Consider the following 14487-nt stretch of genomic DNA (forward strand, 5'->3'; position numbering starts at 1 on the left):
GCGGTTAGGCTGCAGCGAACCGGTCGGGCATGGCAGGTGCGTCCGCGGACAGGAAGCGGCGCTCGATTTCCACGGCGGGCAAGGGAGGGCTGAACAGATAGCCCTGCATTTCGGTGCAGCCCTCCGCTGCGATCCGGTCCCTTTGCTCCTCGGTCTCCACGCCCTCCGCCGTCGTCGTCATGCCCATTCCGCGCGCCAGCGCCGCCACCGCTCGCACGATGCTGAGGGATGCCGCATTGTTTTCCACGCCGCTGACGAAAGACCGATCGATCTTGATCTTGTCGAAGGGAAAGCATTGCAGATAGGTCAGTGACGAATAGCCGGTGCCGAAATCGTCCATGGCGACCTTGATGCCCAGTGCGCGGAGCTGGTGCAGCGTCGTCAGCGTCCCATGCCTGTCCTGCAGCAGAACGCTTTCCGTGATCTCGATCTCCAGCCGCCGCGGATCGAGGGCGGAGGCCGCCAGCGCGCCGACGATCACCTCCGTCAGGCCCGGCTGACGGAATTGCACCGCCGAGATATTGACGGCGACGTGCAGATGGTCCGGCCACCGGCTTGCAGTGGCACAGGCCTGCCGGATCACCCATTCGCCGATCGGCACGATCAGGCCGATCTCTTCCGCAAGCGGGATAAAGCTGTTCGGCGCGACCAGTCCGCGCCGTGGATGTCGCCAACGGATCAAGGCTTCGAAGCCGCTGATCTCGCCGCCGTCGGTCTTCACGACCGGCTGGTAGTGCAGCTCGAACTCGCCGGCGGCAAGGCCGTTGCGCAGGTCCTGCTCCAGCGCGCGACGGCTTTGCGCCTCTTCGCCCATGGCCGGTTCGAAGAAGCAGTGCATGCCGCGGCCGCCGCTTTTTGCGCGATACAGGGCCAGATCGGCATTGTGCAGGAGTTGTTCGGGCGTCGAGCCGTCGCCGGGCGCAATGGCGATCCCGATGCTCGCGCCCGCAATGGTCTGGTGTCCGTCGAGCCCGAACGGAGCACTCAGCGTGCTGACAACATCACGCGCCAGCGCGTCCGCTTCGCTCGAATTGGAAATCGGGGTCTGGAGGATCACGAATTCATCGCCACCCATGCGCGCGATCGTATCGCTGTCGCGCGCGAGCTGCTTGAGGCGGCGGCTGGCATCCTGCAGCAGGATGTCGCCGGCCTGATGGCCCAGGGTGTCGTTGACGGCCTTGAACTTGTCGAGATCGATGTGGTGGATCGCGAACATCCCACCCTGTTCGAGCGCCTGCTTGAGGCGCTGACCGAGCAGGGCGCGATTGGCGAGGTCCGTCAGCGCGTCGTGGTGCGCCATATGCGCGATCTTCAATTCCGCCTTGCGCTGCTCGGTGATGTCTTCGTGGGTCGCGACCCATCCGAGATCGGGCATCGGTCGATGCCTGATCTTGAAGGTTCGCCCGTTCCGCATCTCGACGACGCTGTCCATGGCCTCGGCTGATGTGGCGACATCGGTCCGCCATCTAGCATATTCCTCCCGCGTCATGGCCGGCACGCTGCCGGCTTCGAAGCGCATGTCGAGGATCTCCTGGAGCGGCGTGCCCGGACGAACGCGGTCGGGCGGCAGGCCGTACATTTCGATATAGTGCGTGTTGCAGACCAGCAGCCGATGGTCGGCGCTGAAGAAGCAAAGTCCCTGCGACATGTTGTTGATCGCAATGTCGAACTGAAAATTGCGTTCCTGTAGCCGCGCACTGAGCTCTTCGCGCTCTGTAATGTCCTCGTGCGTCGCCATGCCGCCGCCGTCGGGCAGGGGATGGATGGTGTAGGCGATGATTCGTCCGTCGGCGAACTGCTGGACCGTCTGCTCGCTGACGACCGAACCCTCCGTGCGGGCGCGGACATAGGCGCCGGCTTCTCCGCGGATGTTCAGGCCCAGTTCGAGCCGATGCTGGATCAGGTCCTTGATCGGTGTACCCGGGTGCACCTGCTCGGGCGAGAGCGCGTACATTTCGCGGTAACGCGGATTGCAGAAAATGACCCTGCGGTCGCTGCCAAAGAGGATGATGCCGAGCCACAGATTATTGGCGGCGCACTTGAGCATCTCGCCGAGCACGAGCGGATCAATGCTTGCGACCTCCTGATCACTCTGCGCCATGCGCGTTGCCCCCGGGACGACGCGATTAGAGCAGGCGGTGGTGAATGAGCCCAATGATTCGCCCAATTTCAGGGCGCATTCCTGAAACTGCAGCGAACGCGAGGTTAAAAGCGGCGATGGCGGCTCCTGGAAAAGAGGCCGCCGACGAGAACTCAGAGATCGTTAACCATGCCGTCCCGCCGAATCGCGCGCGGAGCCGGCGGGATAGCGATGCCGCCGGGTCAGTCGACCAGGATCACCCTGATGTCGTTCACGTTGGTCAGCGAGGGACCCGGCAGCAACAGGTCGCCCGTCGCCTCGAAGAATGTGGTCGCGTCGTTGTTGTCGAGATAGGCCTGCGGCTGCAGCCGCTGCGCCGTCATCTTCGCGAACGTCGCCGCGTCGATCAGCGCGCCGGCGGGGTCGGTGGGATTTCCGGCACCGCCATCGGCGCCGTCGGTGTCGCCGGCGAGCGCGGAGATGTCAGGCGTGTCCTTCAAGAGGCCGGCGAGCGCCAGCGCGTATTCCTGGTTCGGGCCGCCGCGGCCATTGCCGCGCACGGTGACCGTGAGCTCGCCGCCGGAGAGGATCGCGACCCGCTTGCCCTGCGCGCGAGCCTGAAGCGCCAGCCTGGCGTGATCGGCGGCGACGTCGCGGGCCTCGCCTTCGAGGTCGGCGCCGAGATCGATCGTCTCGTAACCGGCCTCTTGCGCGAGCCTCACCGCAGCGTCGAGCGATTGCTTCGGGCGTGCGATCAATTCGAAATGCGCGCGCGCGAACGCGGCGTCGCCGGGCTTGCAGCTCTCGTTGGCGGGGTCGTCCAGCGCGCGACGGACGGCATCGTCGATGTCGAGCTTGTATTTGGCGACGATGGCGCGCGCATCATTGAGCGTGGTCGGATCGGGCACGGTCGGACCGGAGGCGATCGCGGAGGGGTCGTCATGCGGCACGTCGGAGATCGCAAGCGTCACGATGTCGGCGGCATTTTTGCCCGCGCGCGCCAGCCGGCCGCCCTTGATCCGCGACAGGTGCTTGCGCACGACATTCATCTCGCCGATCGGCGCGCCGGAGCGGAGCAGCGCCTTGTTGACCGCCTGCTTCTGCGCGAAGCTGATGCCGTTGACGGGCGCGATCCAGTTCGCCGAGCCGCCGCCGGTCAGCAGCACCAGAAGCAAATCGTCGGGCCCGGCCTCGGCTGCGAGCGCGAGCGTATCGGCCGCGCCCTTCAGGCCGGCTTCGTCGGGTATGGGATGACCGGCCTCGACCACGCGGATGCGGCGGGTCGGCACGCCGTAGCCGTGACGCGTGGTGGCGATGCCGACGAGGCGTTCCGGTGCGAGCCCGAGCGTGTCGAGATAATGCCGCTCGGCGGCGGCGGCCATCGCGGCCGCGCCCTTGCCGGCGGCGAGGCAGATCACGCGTCCCCTCGGTGCGGGCCGCAGGTGTGGCGCCAGAGTCGTGCTCGGATGAGCGGCGGCAACGGCGGCGTCGTAGAGCGCGCGGAGCAGGGGGCGTCGGTCGGTCATGACGAAAGGCCTTGGCGGACAGGAAAGACTGGCGGCAAACGCGCCGCTCACCTGCCTACCGCATCATGCGCCAAAGCGTAAGCCGGCTTTGCCGTCATTCGATTGTGCAATCGCGTGATCATAATCGGCACAGCAAAGCCCCCTGCGATGGTTCGCAGGGGGCTTTCGTCGTCGTATGGTCGAGCCGGCTAGCCGCCCACGTCGGCGCTGATCACGTCGCCGAACAGTTCCCACTTCTCGCCCTTGAACTTCTCGAGCTGGAGCTGGCTGATCGGCGCGAAATCGGTCGGCGAGGTGTTGATCTTCACGCCCGGCAGCAGCGCCTCGGTGCGGAAGTCCTTCAGACTCGCCGCCTGCTTCATGATGTTCGCGCGCGTGAGATCGTCGCCGCACTGCTTCAAGACCTGAACGAGCGTCTGGGCCACGGCATAGCCGACGATGGTGCCCTTATCGAGCTTGTCGCCCTCGGGGAAGTATTTGGTCATGAACGCCAAGAAGTCCTTCATGCCGGGATCGCTGGTCCAAGCGGGATCCGATACGTCCTTGAGATAGTCGGCCGAGATGATGTCCTGGCCGTTCTCGAAGCCGGCGGGCTTCATCACGCTGCCGACGGAGGCCGAGACGTTGTTGAGGAAGTGCAGCGGCTTCCAGCCGATCTCGGCGTTCTTCTTGATCGCCTGCGCGGCGAATTTCGGCGTCGTGATGTTCATGAAGACGTCGGCGCCTGTCGACTTCAGCTTGACGATGTGGTTGTCGATGGTCGGCTCGGAAGTCTCGTAGCTCTCCTCCATGACGATCATTGACGCGGCCTTGGCGCCGAGGCCGTCCTTCAGGCCCTTGAGATAGTCCTTGCCGTAATCGTCGTTCTGGTAAAGCACGGCGATCTTGGCGTCCGGCTTGTTCTTCAAGAGCCACTTCGCATAGATCTGCGTCTCGCTCTGGTAGTTGGGCTGCCAGCCCATGGTCCAGGGGAAGTTTTGCGGATCGTTCCACTTGGTGGCGCCGGTGGCGACGAAGAGCTGCGGCACCTTCTTCGAGTTCATGTATTTGTGGATCGCCGAGTTCGGCGGCGTGCCGAGCGAGTTGAAGATGAACAGCACCTCGTCGCTCTCGACCAGCTTGCGCGCCTGCTCCACCGTCTTCGGCGGCGAGTAGGCGTCGTCGTAGCTGATGTAGTTGATCTTGCGGCCGTTGATGCCGCCTTCGTCGTTGATCTTCTTGAAATAGGCGGCTTCGGTCCGCCCGATGATGCCGTAGGCGGAGGCCGGTCCGCTGTAGGGCATGATGTTGCCGATCTTGATCTCGGTATCGGTCGCGCCGGTATCGTATTTCTTTTGGGCCGATGCAGTGGAGGCCGAGGCCGCAATGAGCGCGAGCGCAAGTGACGCGGCCGCAAGTTTGCCGGTGACAGCGGGCATTCCTATCTCCCTATTTTCTTGGTGTGTGTGCGTCCCTTTTCTTGTGTTGCTTGTTTTTGGTGACGCAGCCGCAATTCAATACGATTTACCTGATGCCTACAACAGAAAGCCCCTGCGGCGGGGTCGCAGGAGCTGCTTCTTTAGTAGTCAGGGCGCCCGCGCACTCGTGTGCGACTGCGAGAAGGTGCATCCGTCTGAGTTGATTAACCGATCAGGAGCGAGTTTGAGTTGCGCGGCTTCAGTGGCCGAGCTCGCTCGAGATGATGTCCCCGAACAGCTCCCATTTCCGGCCCTTGAACCGCATCATCTGGAGCTGCTCGATCGGGGCGAAATTATCGGCTGCGGTGTTGATCTTGATGCCGGGCAACAGGGTGTCGGGCTCGAAATCCTTCAGGCTTGCCGCCTGCTTCATGACGTTCTCGCGGGTGAGATCGTCGCCGCACATCTGCAGCACCTTCACCATGGTTTGGGCTGCGGCGTAGCCGAACACTACGCCAGCATCGAGCTTGTTAGCCTTGGGATCGTATTTGGCGAGGAAATTGTAGAATTTCTTCATGCCGTCATCGGCATTCCATTGCGGGTCGGAGCCGTCCTTGGTGTAGCTCGCCGACAGGACGCCTTGCGAGATCTCGAGCCCCGCCGGCTCGAGCACGCCGCCGACCGAGGCCGAGACGTTGGAGATGATGTGGACCGGATGCCAGCCGATCTCGGCCGCCTTCTTGATCGCTTGCGCTGCAAATTTCGGCGTGGTGATGCTGACGAAGATGTCGGCGCCGGAGGCCTTTAATTTCACGACGTGCTCGTCGATTGCCGGCTCCGAAGTGTCGTAACCGTCTTCCAGCACGATCATCGAGGCCTTAGGGCCCAGGCCTTCCTTCAGCCCCTTGAGATAGTCCTTGCCGAAATCGTCGTTCTGGTAGAGCACGCCGATCTTGCCGTCCGGCTTCTCCTTCATGATGTACTTGGCGTAGATGCGCGCCTCGCTCGCGTAGCTCGGCTGCCAGCCCATGGTCCAGGGATATTGTTTCGGATCGTTCCACTTCGAAGCGCCGCTCGCCACGAACAATTGCGGAACCTTCTTCTCGTTCATGTATTTGCGGATCGCGCCGTTGGTGGAGGTGCCGAGCGAGCCGAAGATCAGCAGCACCCCGTCGCTCTCGACCAGCTTGCGGGCCTGCTCCACCGTCTTCGGCGGCGAATAGCCGTCATCGTAGGAGATGAACTTGATCTTGCGGCCGCCGATGCCGCCCTCGGCATTGATCTTGTTGAAATAGGCTTCCTCGGCCTTGCCGATCGCCGCATAGGCGGACGCCGGGCCGCTATAGGGCATGATGTTGCCGATCTTGATCTCGGTATCGGAAGCGCCGGCGTCGTATTTCTTCTGGGCCAGTGCCGGGCCGCTCATCGCAGTGCACAACGCGAATGCAGCCAGAACGGCCGCAACCTGAAATCGAACGGCAGTCATCTTTCTCCACCCGGAACGGATCGTCGCCGCATTGAACAAGATTGATGCAAGACGTCAACAAAAAGCCCCCGCGATGACTCGCGGGGGCTTCTTGAAGCGTTGGACTATAGCGTCAGGGTGTCACTCGGTGGCGATGTCGCCGCTGATGATCTCGCCGAAGAGTTCCCACTTCTCGCCCTTGAAGCGCTGCATCTGAAGCTGCGCGATCGGGGCGAAGTCGGTGGGGCCGGTGTTGATCTTGACGCCGGGCAGCAGCGTGTCCGGTGCGAAATCCTTCAACGAGGCCGCCTGCTTCATGATGTTGGCCCGGGTCAGATCGTCGCCGCACATCTCCAGGACCTTGGCCAGCGTCGACGCCGCGCCGTAGCCATAGACCATGCTGGTGTCGGACTTGTCGGCACCCGGCATGTACTTGTCGACGAACTCGTTCCACTTCTTCATGCCGGGGTCGTTGGCCCACTGCGGGTCCGTGGAGTCCTTGGCATAGGCCGCCGACAGCACGCCCTGCGCAGCCTCGAAGCCGGCCGGCTTCATCACGCTGCCGACCGAGATCGACACGTTGGTGAGGATCTGCAGCGGCTTCCAGCTCAGCTCGGCGGTCTTCTTGATGGTCTGGGCCGCGAATTTGGGCGTCGTGTAGATCAGCAGGACGTCGGGATTGGCGGCCTTGATCTTGACGATGTGACCATCGATCGACGGCTCCGACACCTCGTAGCTCTCTTCCATGACGATCATGGACGCGCCCTTGGCGCCCAGGCCGTCCTTGGTGCCCTTGAGGTAGTCTTTGCCGAAATCGTCGTTCTGATAGAGGATCGCGATCTTGGCGTCCGGCTTCTCCTTCAACAGCCACTTCGCGTAGATCTGCGCTTCGCTCTGGTAGGAGGGCTGCCAGCCCATGGTCCAGGGGAAATTCTTCGGGTCGTTCCACTTGGTGGCGCCGGTGGCGACGAACAGCTGCGGGATCTTCTTGGCGTTCAAATACTTCTGGATCGCGCTGTTCGAGGGCGTGCCGAGCGGGTTGAACACGACGATCACCTCGTCGCTCTCGACCAGCTTGCGGACCTGCTCCACGGCCTTCGGCGGCGAATAGCCGTCATCATAGGTGACGAAGTTGATCTTGCGGCCGTTGATGCCGCCCTTGTCGTTGATCAACTTGAAATAGGCTTCTTCGGTCTTGCCGATGATGCCATAGGCCGACGCCGGACCGCTGTACGGCATGATGTTGCCGATCTTGATCTCGGTATCGGACGCGCCAGTGTCATATTTTTTCTGGGCGAATGCGGCGCCGGAGGTGAGAGTGATGACCGCCGTTGCCGTGACCAGCGCAGCGGTTCGCAGTGTTCTTTCAAAAAGCAATTCGGGTCTCCTTGGCTTAATTAACGGACTTTCAGTTCTTCCTGAGCCGGCCGACGAGTTGCTGGCCCATGATCGCGATCTGCCTGGCGCCATGCGGCACGAGGTAGATGACGGCGAACAGGAGTACGCCGAACACCGCGCCGGAGAGGCCCTTCGAGATGCCCTCCGCCATGTTCGGCACGAAGATGATGAAGGCTGCGCCGACGAACGAGCCTGGCAGCCAGCCGACGCCACCGACGACCATGCCGAGGAACAGCGAGATCGCCAGCGTGATCGTGTAGCTGTCGGGCGCGACGAACTGCACGGCGATGGCGCCAAGCGAGCCGGCAACGCCGGTGATGCCTGCGGACACGCCGAAGGCCAGCGTCTTGTACAGTGCGACGTTGACGCCCATCGAGGAGGCCGCGATCTCGTTGTCGCGGATCGCCATGAAGGCCCGGCCCGAACGGGAGCGCAGCAGGTTTACCGAGAAGATGTAGATCGCGAGCACGACGGCGAGCGAGAAGTAGTAGAGCCACGTGTCCTGCGACATCGGCAGCCCGAACGGTGCGTCGGGCTTGGTGACGACGAGGCCCTGCACGCCGCCCGTCCAGTGCTCGAGGAAATTCAGCTTCAGCAGCTGCGGCATCGCGGTGGCAAGGGCAAAGGTCGCGAGCGCGAGATAGACGCCCGACAGCCGCAGCGCCGGCTTGCCGAACAGGTAGCCGAATCCGAAGCAGACCACCGCGGAAATCGGAATTGTCAGCGCATAGTTGACGTTGAAGTACTCCATCAGCACCGCCGACGTATAAGCGCCTACGGCGTAGAAGGCGCTCTGGCCGAGCGAAAACTGGCCGGAGCCGCCCGTCAGGATGTTCAAGGCCAGCACCGCGAGCCCGTAGATCAAGAGCATCGTCATCTGGAAGATGATGAAGTTCTTGACGAACATCGGCACGATCAACAGCACCGCCAACACCAACAGGGAAGTGCCCGTGCCCAGCGTCATCGCCCGCTTCGGAACGGCCTCGACCGCTTGATGACCTTCTGCAACGACTTCTTCTGCAGCGCTCATGATCAAACTCGCTTGACGATTTGCCGGCCGAACAGGCCAGCGGGTTTGACGACCAGGACGGAAATGATCAGCGCGAGCGCGATCGGAAGCTTCAGCTCGTTGCCGACGCCGGGAATGTAGGTGCCGGCCAGGTTTTCGAAGACACCAACCAGGAAGCCGCCGACCACGGCGCCGAACGGGCTGGTCAGTCCGCCAAGCACCGCCGCGGCGAAGCCGTAGATCAGCACGCCGCCCATCATGTTGGGCTCGAGGAACACGACCGGTGCGATCAGCATGCCGGCGATCGCACCGATCGCGGACGCCATGCCCCAGCCCAGCGCGATCATCCAGCTCGTGTTGATGCCGACCAGCCGGGCCGATTCAGGCACGGAGGCGGCCGCGCGCATGGCGAGGCCGATCTTGGTGTACTGGAAGAAGAAGTAGAGGCCGAGCAGCAGCAGCACGGTGACGCCGATCATGCCGGCCTGGTGGGTCGAGATCAGCTGGCTGCCGAGGAACGGCGAGGAGCCGAACGGGGTCGGATACTGCTTGATGGTGAAGTCCCAGATCAGGCCGGCCGAGGAGTTGATGATCGCGAACAGCGCGATGAAGCCGGCGACATTGGTCAGCACCGGCGCCTTGGCGAGCGGCTTGAACAGGATGCGCTCGATCGCGATGCCGCCGACGAAGGACAATGCCAGCGTGATCACGAAAGCGGCCCAATAGGGGATGCCCCATTGCATCAGCTGCCAGGAGATGAAGGTCGAGAACATCGCCATCTCGCCCTGCGCGAAGTTGAGATGGTCGATCGCCTGGTAGATCATGACCACGGCGAGCGCCATGCAGGCGTAGATCGCGCCCGTGGCGATGCCGGCCAGCACTTGGTTGGTGAACAGCTCCATCGTGCCGGCTCCTCAGTAACCCAGATAGGATTTGCGGATTTCTTCGTTGTTTGCGATGTCCTTGGCGTTGCCCGACATCACGATGCGTCCGGTCTCGATCACATAGGCCTGGTCGGCGAGCTCGAGCGCGAGCTGCGCGTTCTGCTCGACCACCAGGATCGACACCTTGTCCTCGCGATTGATCTTGCCGAGGATGCCGAACAGGTCGCGCACGACGAGCGGCGCCAGGCCGAAGGAGGGCTCGTCCAGCAGCATCAGCCGCGGCCGCAGCATCAGGGCGCGGGCGACCGCGAGCATCTGCTGCTCGCCGCCCGAAAGCGTGCCGGCCTGCTGGGTATGCCGCTGCTTGAGCACCGGGAAATGCGCATACATGCGCTCGATGTCGGAGATGATGCCGGCGCTGTCCTTGCGGGTGATAGCGCCGAGCTGGAGGTTTTCCTCCACCGTCATGGTGGTGAAGGTGCCGCGGCCCTGCGGCACATGGGCGATGCCGAACCGCACGATGCTCTCGGTGGAGCGGTTGTTCAGCGGCTTGCCGTCGAACTCGATGCCGCCGGTCGAGCGCACCATGTTGCAGATCGCGCGCAGCGTAGTGGTCTTGCCGGCGCCGTTGGCTCCCAGCAGCGTGGTCAGCGATCCCTCGCTGAGCGAGAAGGACAGGCCGTGGAGCGCCTGGACCTGGCCGTAATAGGCGCGCAGGTCCTTGACGTTGAGCAGCGTCGTCATTGGTCCTTGCTCCCGAGATAGGCCTTGATGACTTCGGGATCCGCCTGCACCTGGGCCGGCGTGCCTTCCGCGAGCTTCTTGCCGAAATTCAGTGCGACGACGTGGTCGGCGATCGACATCACGAGACCCATGTGATGCTCGACCAGGAGCACGGTCATGTGGCGGTCGTCGCGGATACGGCGGATGAGATCGCCGAGCGCGTAGACTTCCTCGTGGTTGAGACCGCCGGCGGGCTCGTCGAGCAGCAGGATCTTCGGATCGGCAGCGAGCGCGCGCGCCAGCTCGACGCGCTTCTGCGTGCCGAACGGCAGGCCGGACACGACGGTGTGGGCGACGTCCTCGAGGTCGAGATAGGCGAGGATCTCGTGCACCTTCTTGTTGACCTCGCTCTCGCTGCGGCGAATCCAGGCCAGACGCAGCGAGTCGCTGATGATGTCGCTGGAGGTGCGGGCATGGGTGCCGACGCGGACATTGTCCATCACGGAGAGGTTCGGAAACAGCGCCACGTTCTGGAAGGTGCGGCCGATGCCGATCTCAGCGATCCGGTGCGGCGGGCGCGTCAGGATGCTCGCGCCCTCCATCAGGATGTTGCCGGACGACGGCTGGTACAGCCGCGAGAGGCAGTTGAAGAGCGTAGTCTTGCCGGCGCCGTTGGGGCCGATCAAACCGAGGATCTGGCCCTTGTGCATGTCAAAGGACACACCGTTGAGCGCGACGATGCCGCCGAACACGACGCTGACGTCGCGAACCGCGAGCAGGGGCGATGTCCCCTGCGCGAGCTGTGCCTGCGTCATCTCGTCTCGCCCACTCTGTTCGGTGAGCGAAGGGGCGATGTGAACCGCTCCCGATGACGACAAAGGCTATCTGATCCCCTCGGCCACACGCGCAACTTTCCCTCCTGATTTCAGCTTTTTGCTGACGTCTTTTTTGGAATGCGGCATCAGACCCCCAAGTGCCGCTTCGATGTTCCTTACCATCGCAAGCAGACGCGGTCCAATGTCGTTGATCAATCGCTCTTCCGTGAAGCGGAATGCGGGCGCGCCGCAATTGAATGCGTAAGGACCGGTTCCGTCGTTGAGCCTGAGCGCGACGCCGGCGGCGCCGATGTCGTCGTGCCAGTCGCCGACCGAAATCGCAAATCCGTATTTCGCGACCGTCTCGCCGGAACGTTCCAGCCCGTCGCGCATCTTGGGCCAGCGGCTGCCGTAATGTTCGCGCAAGACACGAGACAGTTCCGCCCGATCGTTTTCCTCGAGCGCCCAGAAATAGGCGCGGCCCATCGCGCTGGTTGCAATCGGCACGCGGGAGCCGACGTCAAGTTGAACGCCGACCGTCTCGCTGCCGCGGCTTTGCCCGAAATAGATCATGCTGTGACGGTCGCGGCCGCCGACGGCAACGGCCCCTCCGGTCGCGCGCATCATTTCCTCGCGGAACGGTTCGGACAAATGCCGAACGCCGAGGTTGGACAACGCGGCGTAGCCGAGCGCCATTGCGGCCGGCGCAAGCTGATATTTCTCGAAGCGGGGAACCGGCGTCAGATAGCCGAGCTTGGTCAACGTATAGGTCAGCCGCGAAACGGTCGGTTTGGGCAAATTGGTGCGGGCCGCGATTTCCTGATTGCCAAGAAGTCCGTCGCTGGGCTGGAATGCGCGCAATACGTCTAGTCCGCGGGAAAGCGCGACGACGAAATTCCGATCGGTCGCTGGCTTCTTTCCTGTACGCTTCATCCCTGATCTGCTTCTTGCGCGGAGTCGTTGACAAGCCACGTGCTTCAAAATAACCCTGCCGTCAAGATGCGGAATTAAATTCCGCAGTGCGAAATTGAACAAAAGTTACCCCACCAAGGAGGAACACCGTGAGCGAAGTGGTCAAGCTTGAGCGTCATGACGAAGTCGGGATCGTCACGGTCGACAGCCCTCCGGTGAATGCACTGAGCGCGGCGGTTCGCGGCGGAATTCTGGAGTGCATCAAGGCCGCGGTCGCCGATCCCGCAATTAAGGGCATCGTGCTGACCTGTGCCGGCCGCACCTTCATCGCGGGCGCCGACATCACCGAATTCGGCAAGCCGCCGAAGCCGCCCGCCCTCAACGACGTGCTTTCCGAGATCGAGAATTCGCCGAAGCCGGTCGTGGCCGCGATCCACGGCACCGCGCTCGGCGGCGGCCTCGAGGTCGCGCTCGCCTGTCATTTCCGCGTTGCGGTAAAGGAAGCCAAGCTCGGCCTGCCTGAGGTGAAGCTCGGCCTGCTGCCGGGCGCCGGCGGCACCCAGCGCCTTCCGCGCGCGGTCGGACCGGAACTCGCGGTCAAGATGATCGTCGGCGGTGATCCGATCGGCGCGGCGGAAGCGCTGAAGAATGGTCTGATCGAGGAGATCGTCGAGGGCCCGGCCGCCGGAGGCGAAGCCTTCGTACGAAAGCTGCTGGCTGAAAAGCGTCCGCTGCGCCGTCTGCGCGACGATGATTCCAAGATCGCGGCGGCCAAGGCCGACCGCTCGATCTTCACCAATGCGGTCGCCGCCATGACCAAGAAGTCGCGCGGCCTGGAAGCGCCGTTCGCGGCGGCCGACGCCGTCGGCTACGCCATCGACCTGCCGTTCGACGAAGGTCTGAAGAAAGAGCGCGAGGGCTTTCTGAAGCTCGTCGCCAGCGATCAGTCCAAGGCGCAGCGCTATGCCTTCTTCGCCGAGCGCGAGGCCAGCAAGATCGCCGGCGTTCCCGAAGGGACCAAGCCGCGGCCCGTGAATCGCGTCGCCATCCTTGGCGCCGGTACGATGGGCGGCGGCATCGCGATGTCCTTTGCCAATGCCGGCGTTCCCGTCACCCTGATCGAGACCGGCGAGGAGCAGCTCAAACGCGGCATGGGCATCATGCAGAAGAACTGGGAAGCGACCGCGGCGCGCGGCGGTATCCCCGCGGATGCGCCCGCCAAGCGCATGGCGCTGATCAACGGCGTCGTGGGCATCGAGAACGTCGGCGATGCCGACCTCGTCATCGAAGCCGTGTTCGAGACCATGGCTGTGAAGAAGGAAGTGTTCGGCAAGCTCGACCAGTACGTCAAGCCGGGCGCCGTGCTCGCTTCCAACACCTCGTACCTGAACATCGACGAGATCGCGAAGTCGACCAAGCGCCCGCAGGACGTGCTCGGCATGCACTTCTTCTCGCCTGCCAACGTCATGAAGCTGTGCGAGATCGTGCGCGCCGACAAGACCGCGCCCGATGCGCTGGTGACGGCTGTCTCGATCGCGCGGAAGATCGCAAAAGTGCCGGCCGTGGTCGGCGTCTGCGACGGCTTTGTCGGCAACCGCATGCTGGCCCAGCGCGGCAAGCAGTCCGAAAAGCTGCTGTTCGAAGGCGCCTTGCCGCAGCAGGTCGATGCCGTGGTCACGAAATTCGGCATGCCGATGGGGCCGTTCGCGATGGGCGACCTCGCCGGCCTCGACATCGGCTGGCGCTCGCGCAAGGACCGCGGCATCAAGTCGGAGATCGCGGACGCGCTCTGCGAAGCCGGTCGCTTTGGCCAGAAGACCGGCAAGGGCTATTACAAATACGAAGCCGGCTCCCGCGCGGCGCTGCCCGATCCCGAAGTCGAGAAGCTGATCGACGAGACGCTGCTTCGTTTGGGCCGCAAGAAGCGAATCGTCAGCGACGACGAGATCCTCGAGCGCATGATGTATCCGATGATCAACGAGGGCGCGAAAATTCTGGAGGAAGGCATTGCCGCGCGCCCGTCCGATATCGACGTGGTCTGGCTCTATGGCTATGGCTGGCCGATCTACCGCGGCGGCCCGATGTTCTGGGCCGACACCGTCGGCCTCAAGCACATCGCCGATCGCCTCTCCTACTATGCCAAGGAGACCAACGACCCCAGCCTCGAGCCCGCGCCACTGCTGAAGAAGCTCGCGGCAGAAGGCAAGACCTTCGCGTCACTCGCGGCGGGCTCGAAAGCAGCGTGATTGGATTGGGCTCGGTGACTGCGAACACCTTG

At 63.4% G+C, this 14487-nt stretch carries 11 protein-coding genes; 1 reads left to right on the forward strand and 10 read right to left on the reverse strand.

The window, feature by feature from the left end:
• Positions 1 to 4: 4 nt before the first annotated feature.
• The 10 genes from ABIC03_RS28275 to ABIC03_RS28320 form a co-directional block, all read right to left on the reverse strand.
• On the reverse strand, positions 5 to 2101 hold the full coding sequence (locus ABIC03_RS28275; RefSeq protein ID WP_354062931.1) for a putative bifunctional diguanylate cyclase/phosphodiesterase: 2097 nt from the start codon (positions 2099 to 2101) through the stop codon (positions 5 to 7).
• Between the two features lie 221 nt (positions 2102 to 2322).
• Positions 2323 to 3606 carry a glycerate kinase type-2 family protein gene (locus ABIC03_RS28280; RefSeq protein ID WP_354062933.1) on the reverse strand — a complete coding sequence of 428 codons (1284 nt, stop codon included), beginning with the start codon at positions 3604 to 3606 and terminating at the stop codon, positions 2323 to 2325.
• A 188-nt stretch (positions 3607 to 3794) separates the two neighbouring features.
• Positions 3795 to 5024 carry an ABC transporter substrate-binding protein gene (locus ABIC03_RS28285; RefSeq protein ID WP_275172325.1) on the reverse strand — a complete coding sequence of 410 codons (1230 nt, stop codon included), beginning with the start codon at positions 5022 to 5024 and terminating at the stop codon, positions 3795 to 3797.
• A 238-nt stretch (positions 5025 to 5262) separates the two neighbouring features.
• A complete protein-coding gene (locus ABIC03_RS28290) occupies positions 5263 to 6489 on the reverse strand; it encodes an ABC transporter substrate-binding protein (RefSeq protein ID WP_354062935.1) in 1227 nt (408 codons plus the stop codon).
• Positions 6490 to 6609: 120 nt separating this feature from the next.
• Positions 6610 to 7845 carry an ABC transporter substrate-binding protein gene (locus ABIC03_RS28295; RefSeq protein ID WP_354062937.1) on the reverse strand — a complete coding sequence of 412 codons (1236 nt, stop codon included), beginning with the start codon at positions 7843 to 7845 and terminating at the stop codon, positions 6610 to 6612.
• 31 nt (positions 7846 to 7876) lie between these two features.
• Positions 7877 to 8896, reverse strand: a complete 1020-nt coding sequence (locus ABIC03_RS28300; protein ID WP_354062939.1) for a branched-chain amino acid ABC transporter permease — start codon at positions 8894 to 8896, stop codon at positions 7877 to 7879.
• Positions 8897 to 8898: 2 nt separating this feature from the next.
• Positions 8899 to 9777: a branched-chain amino acid ABC transporter permease gene (locus tag ABIC03_RS28305; protein ID WP_007599708.1), complete on the reverse strand. Its 879-nt coding sequence runs from the start codon at positions 9775 to 9777 to the stop codon at positions 8899 to 8901.
• 12 nt (positions 9778 to 9789) lie between these two features.
• Complete coding sequence (locus ABIC03_RS28310) at positions 9790 to 10503, reverse strand: ABC transporter ATP-binding protein (RefSeq protein ID WP_275172321.1); 714 nt, start codon at positions 10501 to 10503, stop codon at positions 9790 to 9792.
• Entirely contained in the window at positions 10500 to 11297 is a 798-nt protein-coding gene (locus ABIC03_RS28315) for an ABC transporter ATP-binding protein (protein WP_275172320.1), read from the reverse strand. Before ABIC03_RS28315 ends, ABIC03_RS28310 begins: the two co-directional genes overlap by 4 nt.
• Positions 11298 to 11363: 66 nt before the next feature.
• Positions 11364 to 12230, reverse strand: a complete 867-nt coding sequence (locus ABIC03_RS28320; protein WP_199198222.1) for an IclR family transcriptional regulator — start codon at positions 12228 to 12230, stop codon at positions 11364 to 11366.
• Positions 12231 to 12358: 128 nt separating this feature from the next.
• On the opposite strand from ABIC03_RS28320, the gene ABIC03_RS28325 reads away from it, so the two are divergent.
• Positions 12359 to 14455 (forward strand): 3-hydroxyacyl-CoA dehydrogenase NAD-binding domain-containing protein, encoded by a 2097-nt coding sequence (locus ABIC03_RS28325; protein WP_275172319.1) that lies wholly within the window; start codon positions 12359 to 12361, stop codon positions 14453 to 14455.
• The last annotated feature ends 32 nt before the right edge of the window (positions 14456 to 14487 follow it).

This window comes from Bradyrhizobium sp. RT6a (genome assembly GCF_040547675.1).
Classification (GTDB): domain Bacteria; phylum Pseudomonadota; class Alphaproteobacteria; order Rhizobiales; family Xanthobacteraceae; genus Bradyrhizobium.

Excerpts from the sequence above, each read along its gene's own strand:
- ABIC03_RS28305 (WP_007599708.1), bottom strand. The coding sequence starts at position 9,777 with ATGGAGCTGTTCACCAACCAAGTGCTGGCCGGCATCGCCACGGGCGCG.
- ABIC03_RS28285 (WP_275172325.1), bottom strand. The coding sequence starts at position 5,024 with ATGCCCGCTGTCACCGGCAAACTTGCGGCCGCGTCACTTGCGCTCGCG.
- ABIC03_RS28290 (WP_354062935.1), bottom strand. The coding sequence starts at position 6,489 with ATGACTGCCGTTCGATTTCAGGTTGCGGCCGTTCTGGCTGCATTCGCG.
- ABIC03_RS28275 (WP_354062931.1), bottom strand. The coding sequence starts at position 2,101 with ATGGCGCAGAGTGATCAGGAGGTCGCAAGCATTGATCCGCTCGTGCTC.
- ABIC03_RS28310 (WP_275172321.1), bottom strand. The coding sequence starts at position 10,503 with ATGACGACGCTGCTCAACGTCAAGGACCTGCGCGCCTATTACGGCCAG.
- ABIC03_RS28300 (WP_354062939.1), bottom strand. The coding sequence starts at position 8,896 with ATGAGCGCTGCAGAAGAAGTCGTTGCAGAAGGTCATCAAGCGGTCGAG.
- ABIC03_RS28280 (WP_354062933.1), bottom strand. The coding sequence starts at position 3,606 with ATGACCGACCGACGCCCCCTGCTCCGCGCGCTCTACGACGCCGCCGTT.
- ABIC03_RS28315 (WP_275172320.1), bottom strand. The coding sequence starts at position 11,297 with ATGACGCAGGCACAGCTCGCGCAGGGGACATCGCCCCTGCTCGCGGTT.
- ABIC03_RS28320 (WP_199198222.1), bottom strand. The coding sequence starts at position 12,230 with ATGAAGCGTACAGGAAAGAAGCCAGCGACCGATCGGAATTTCGTCGTC.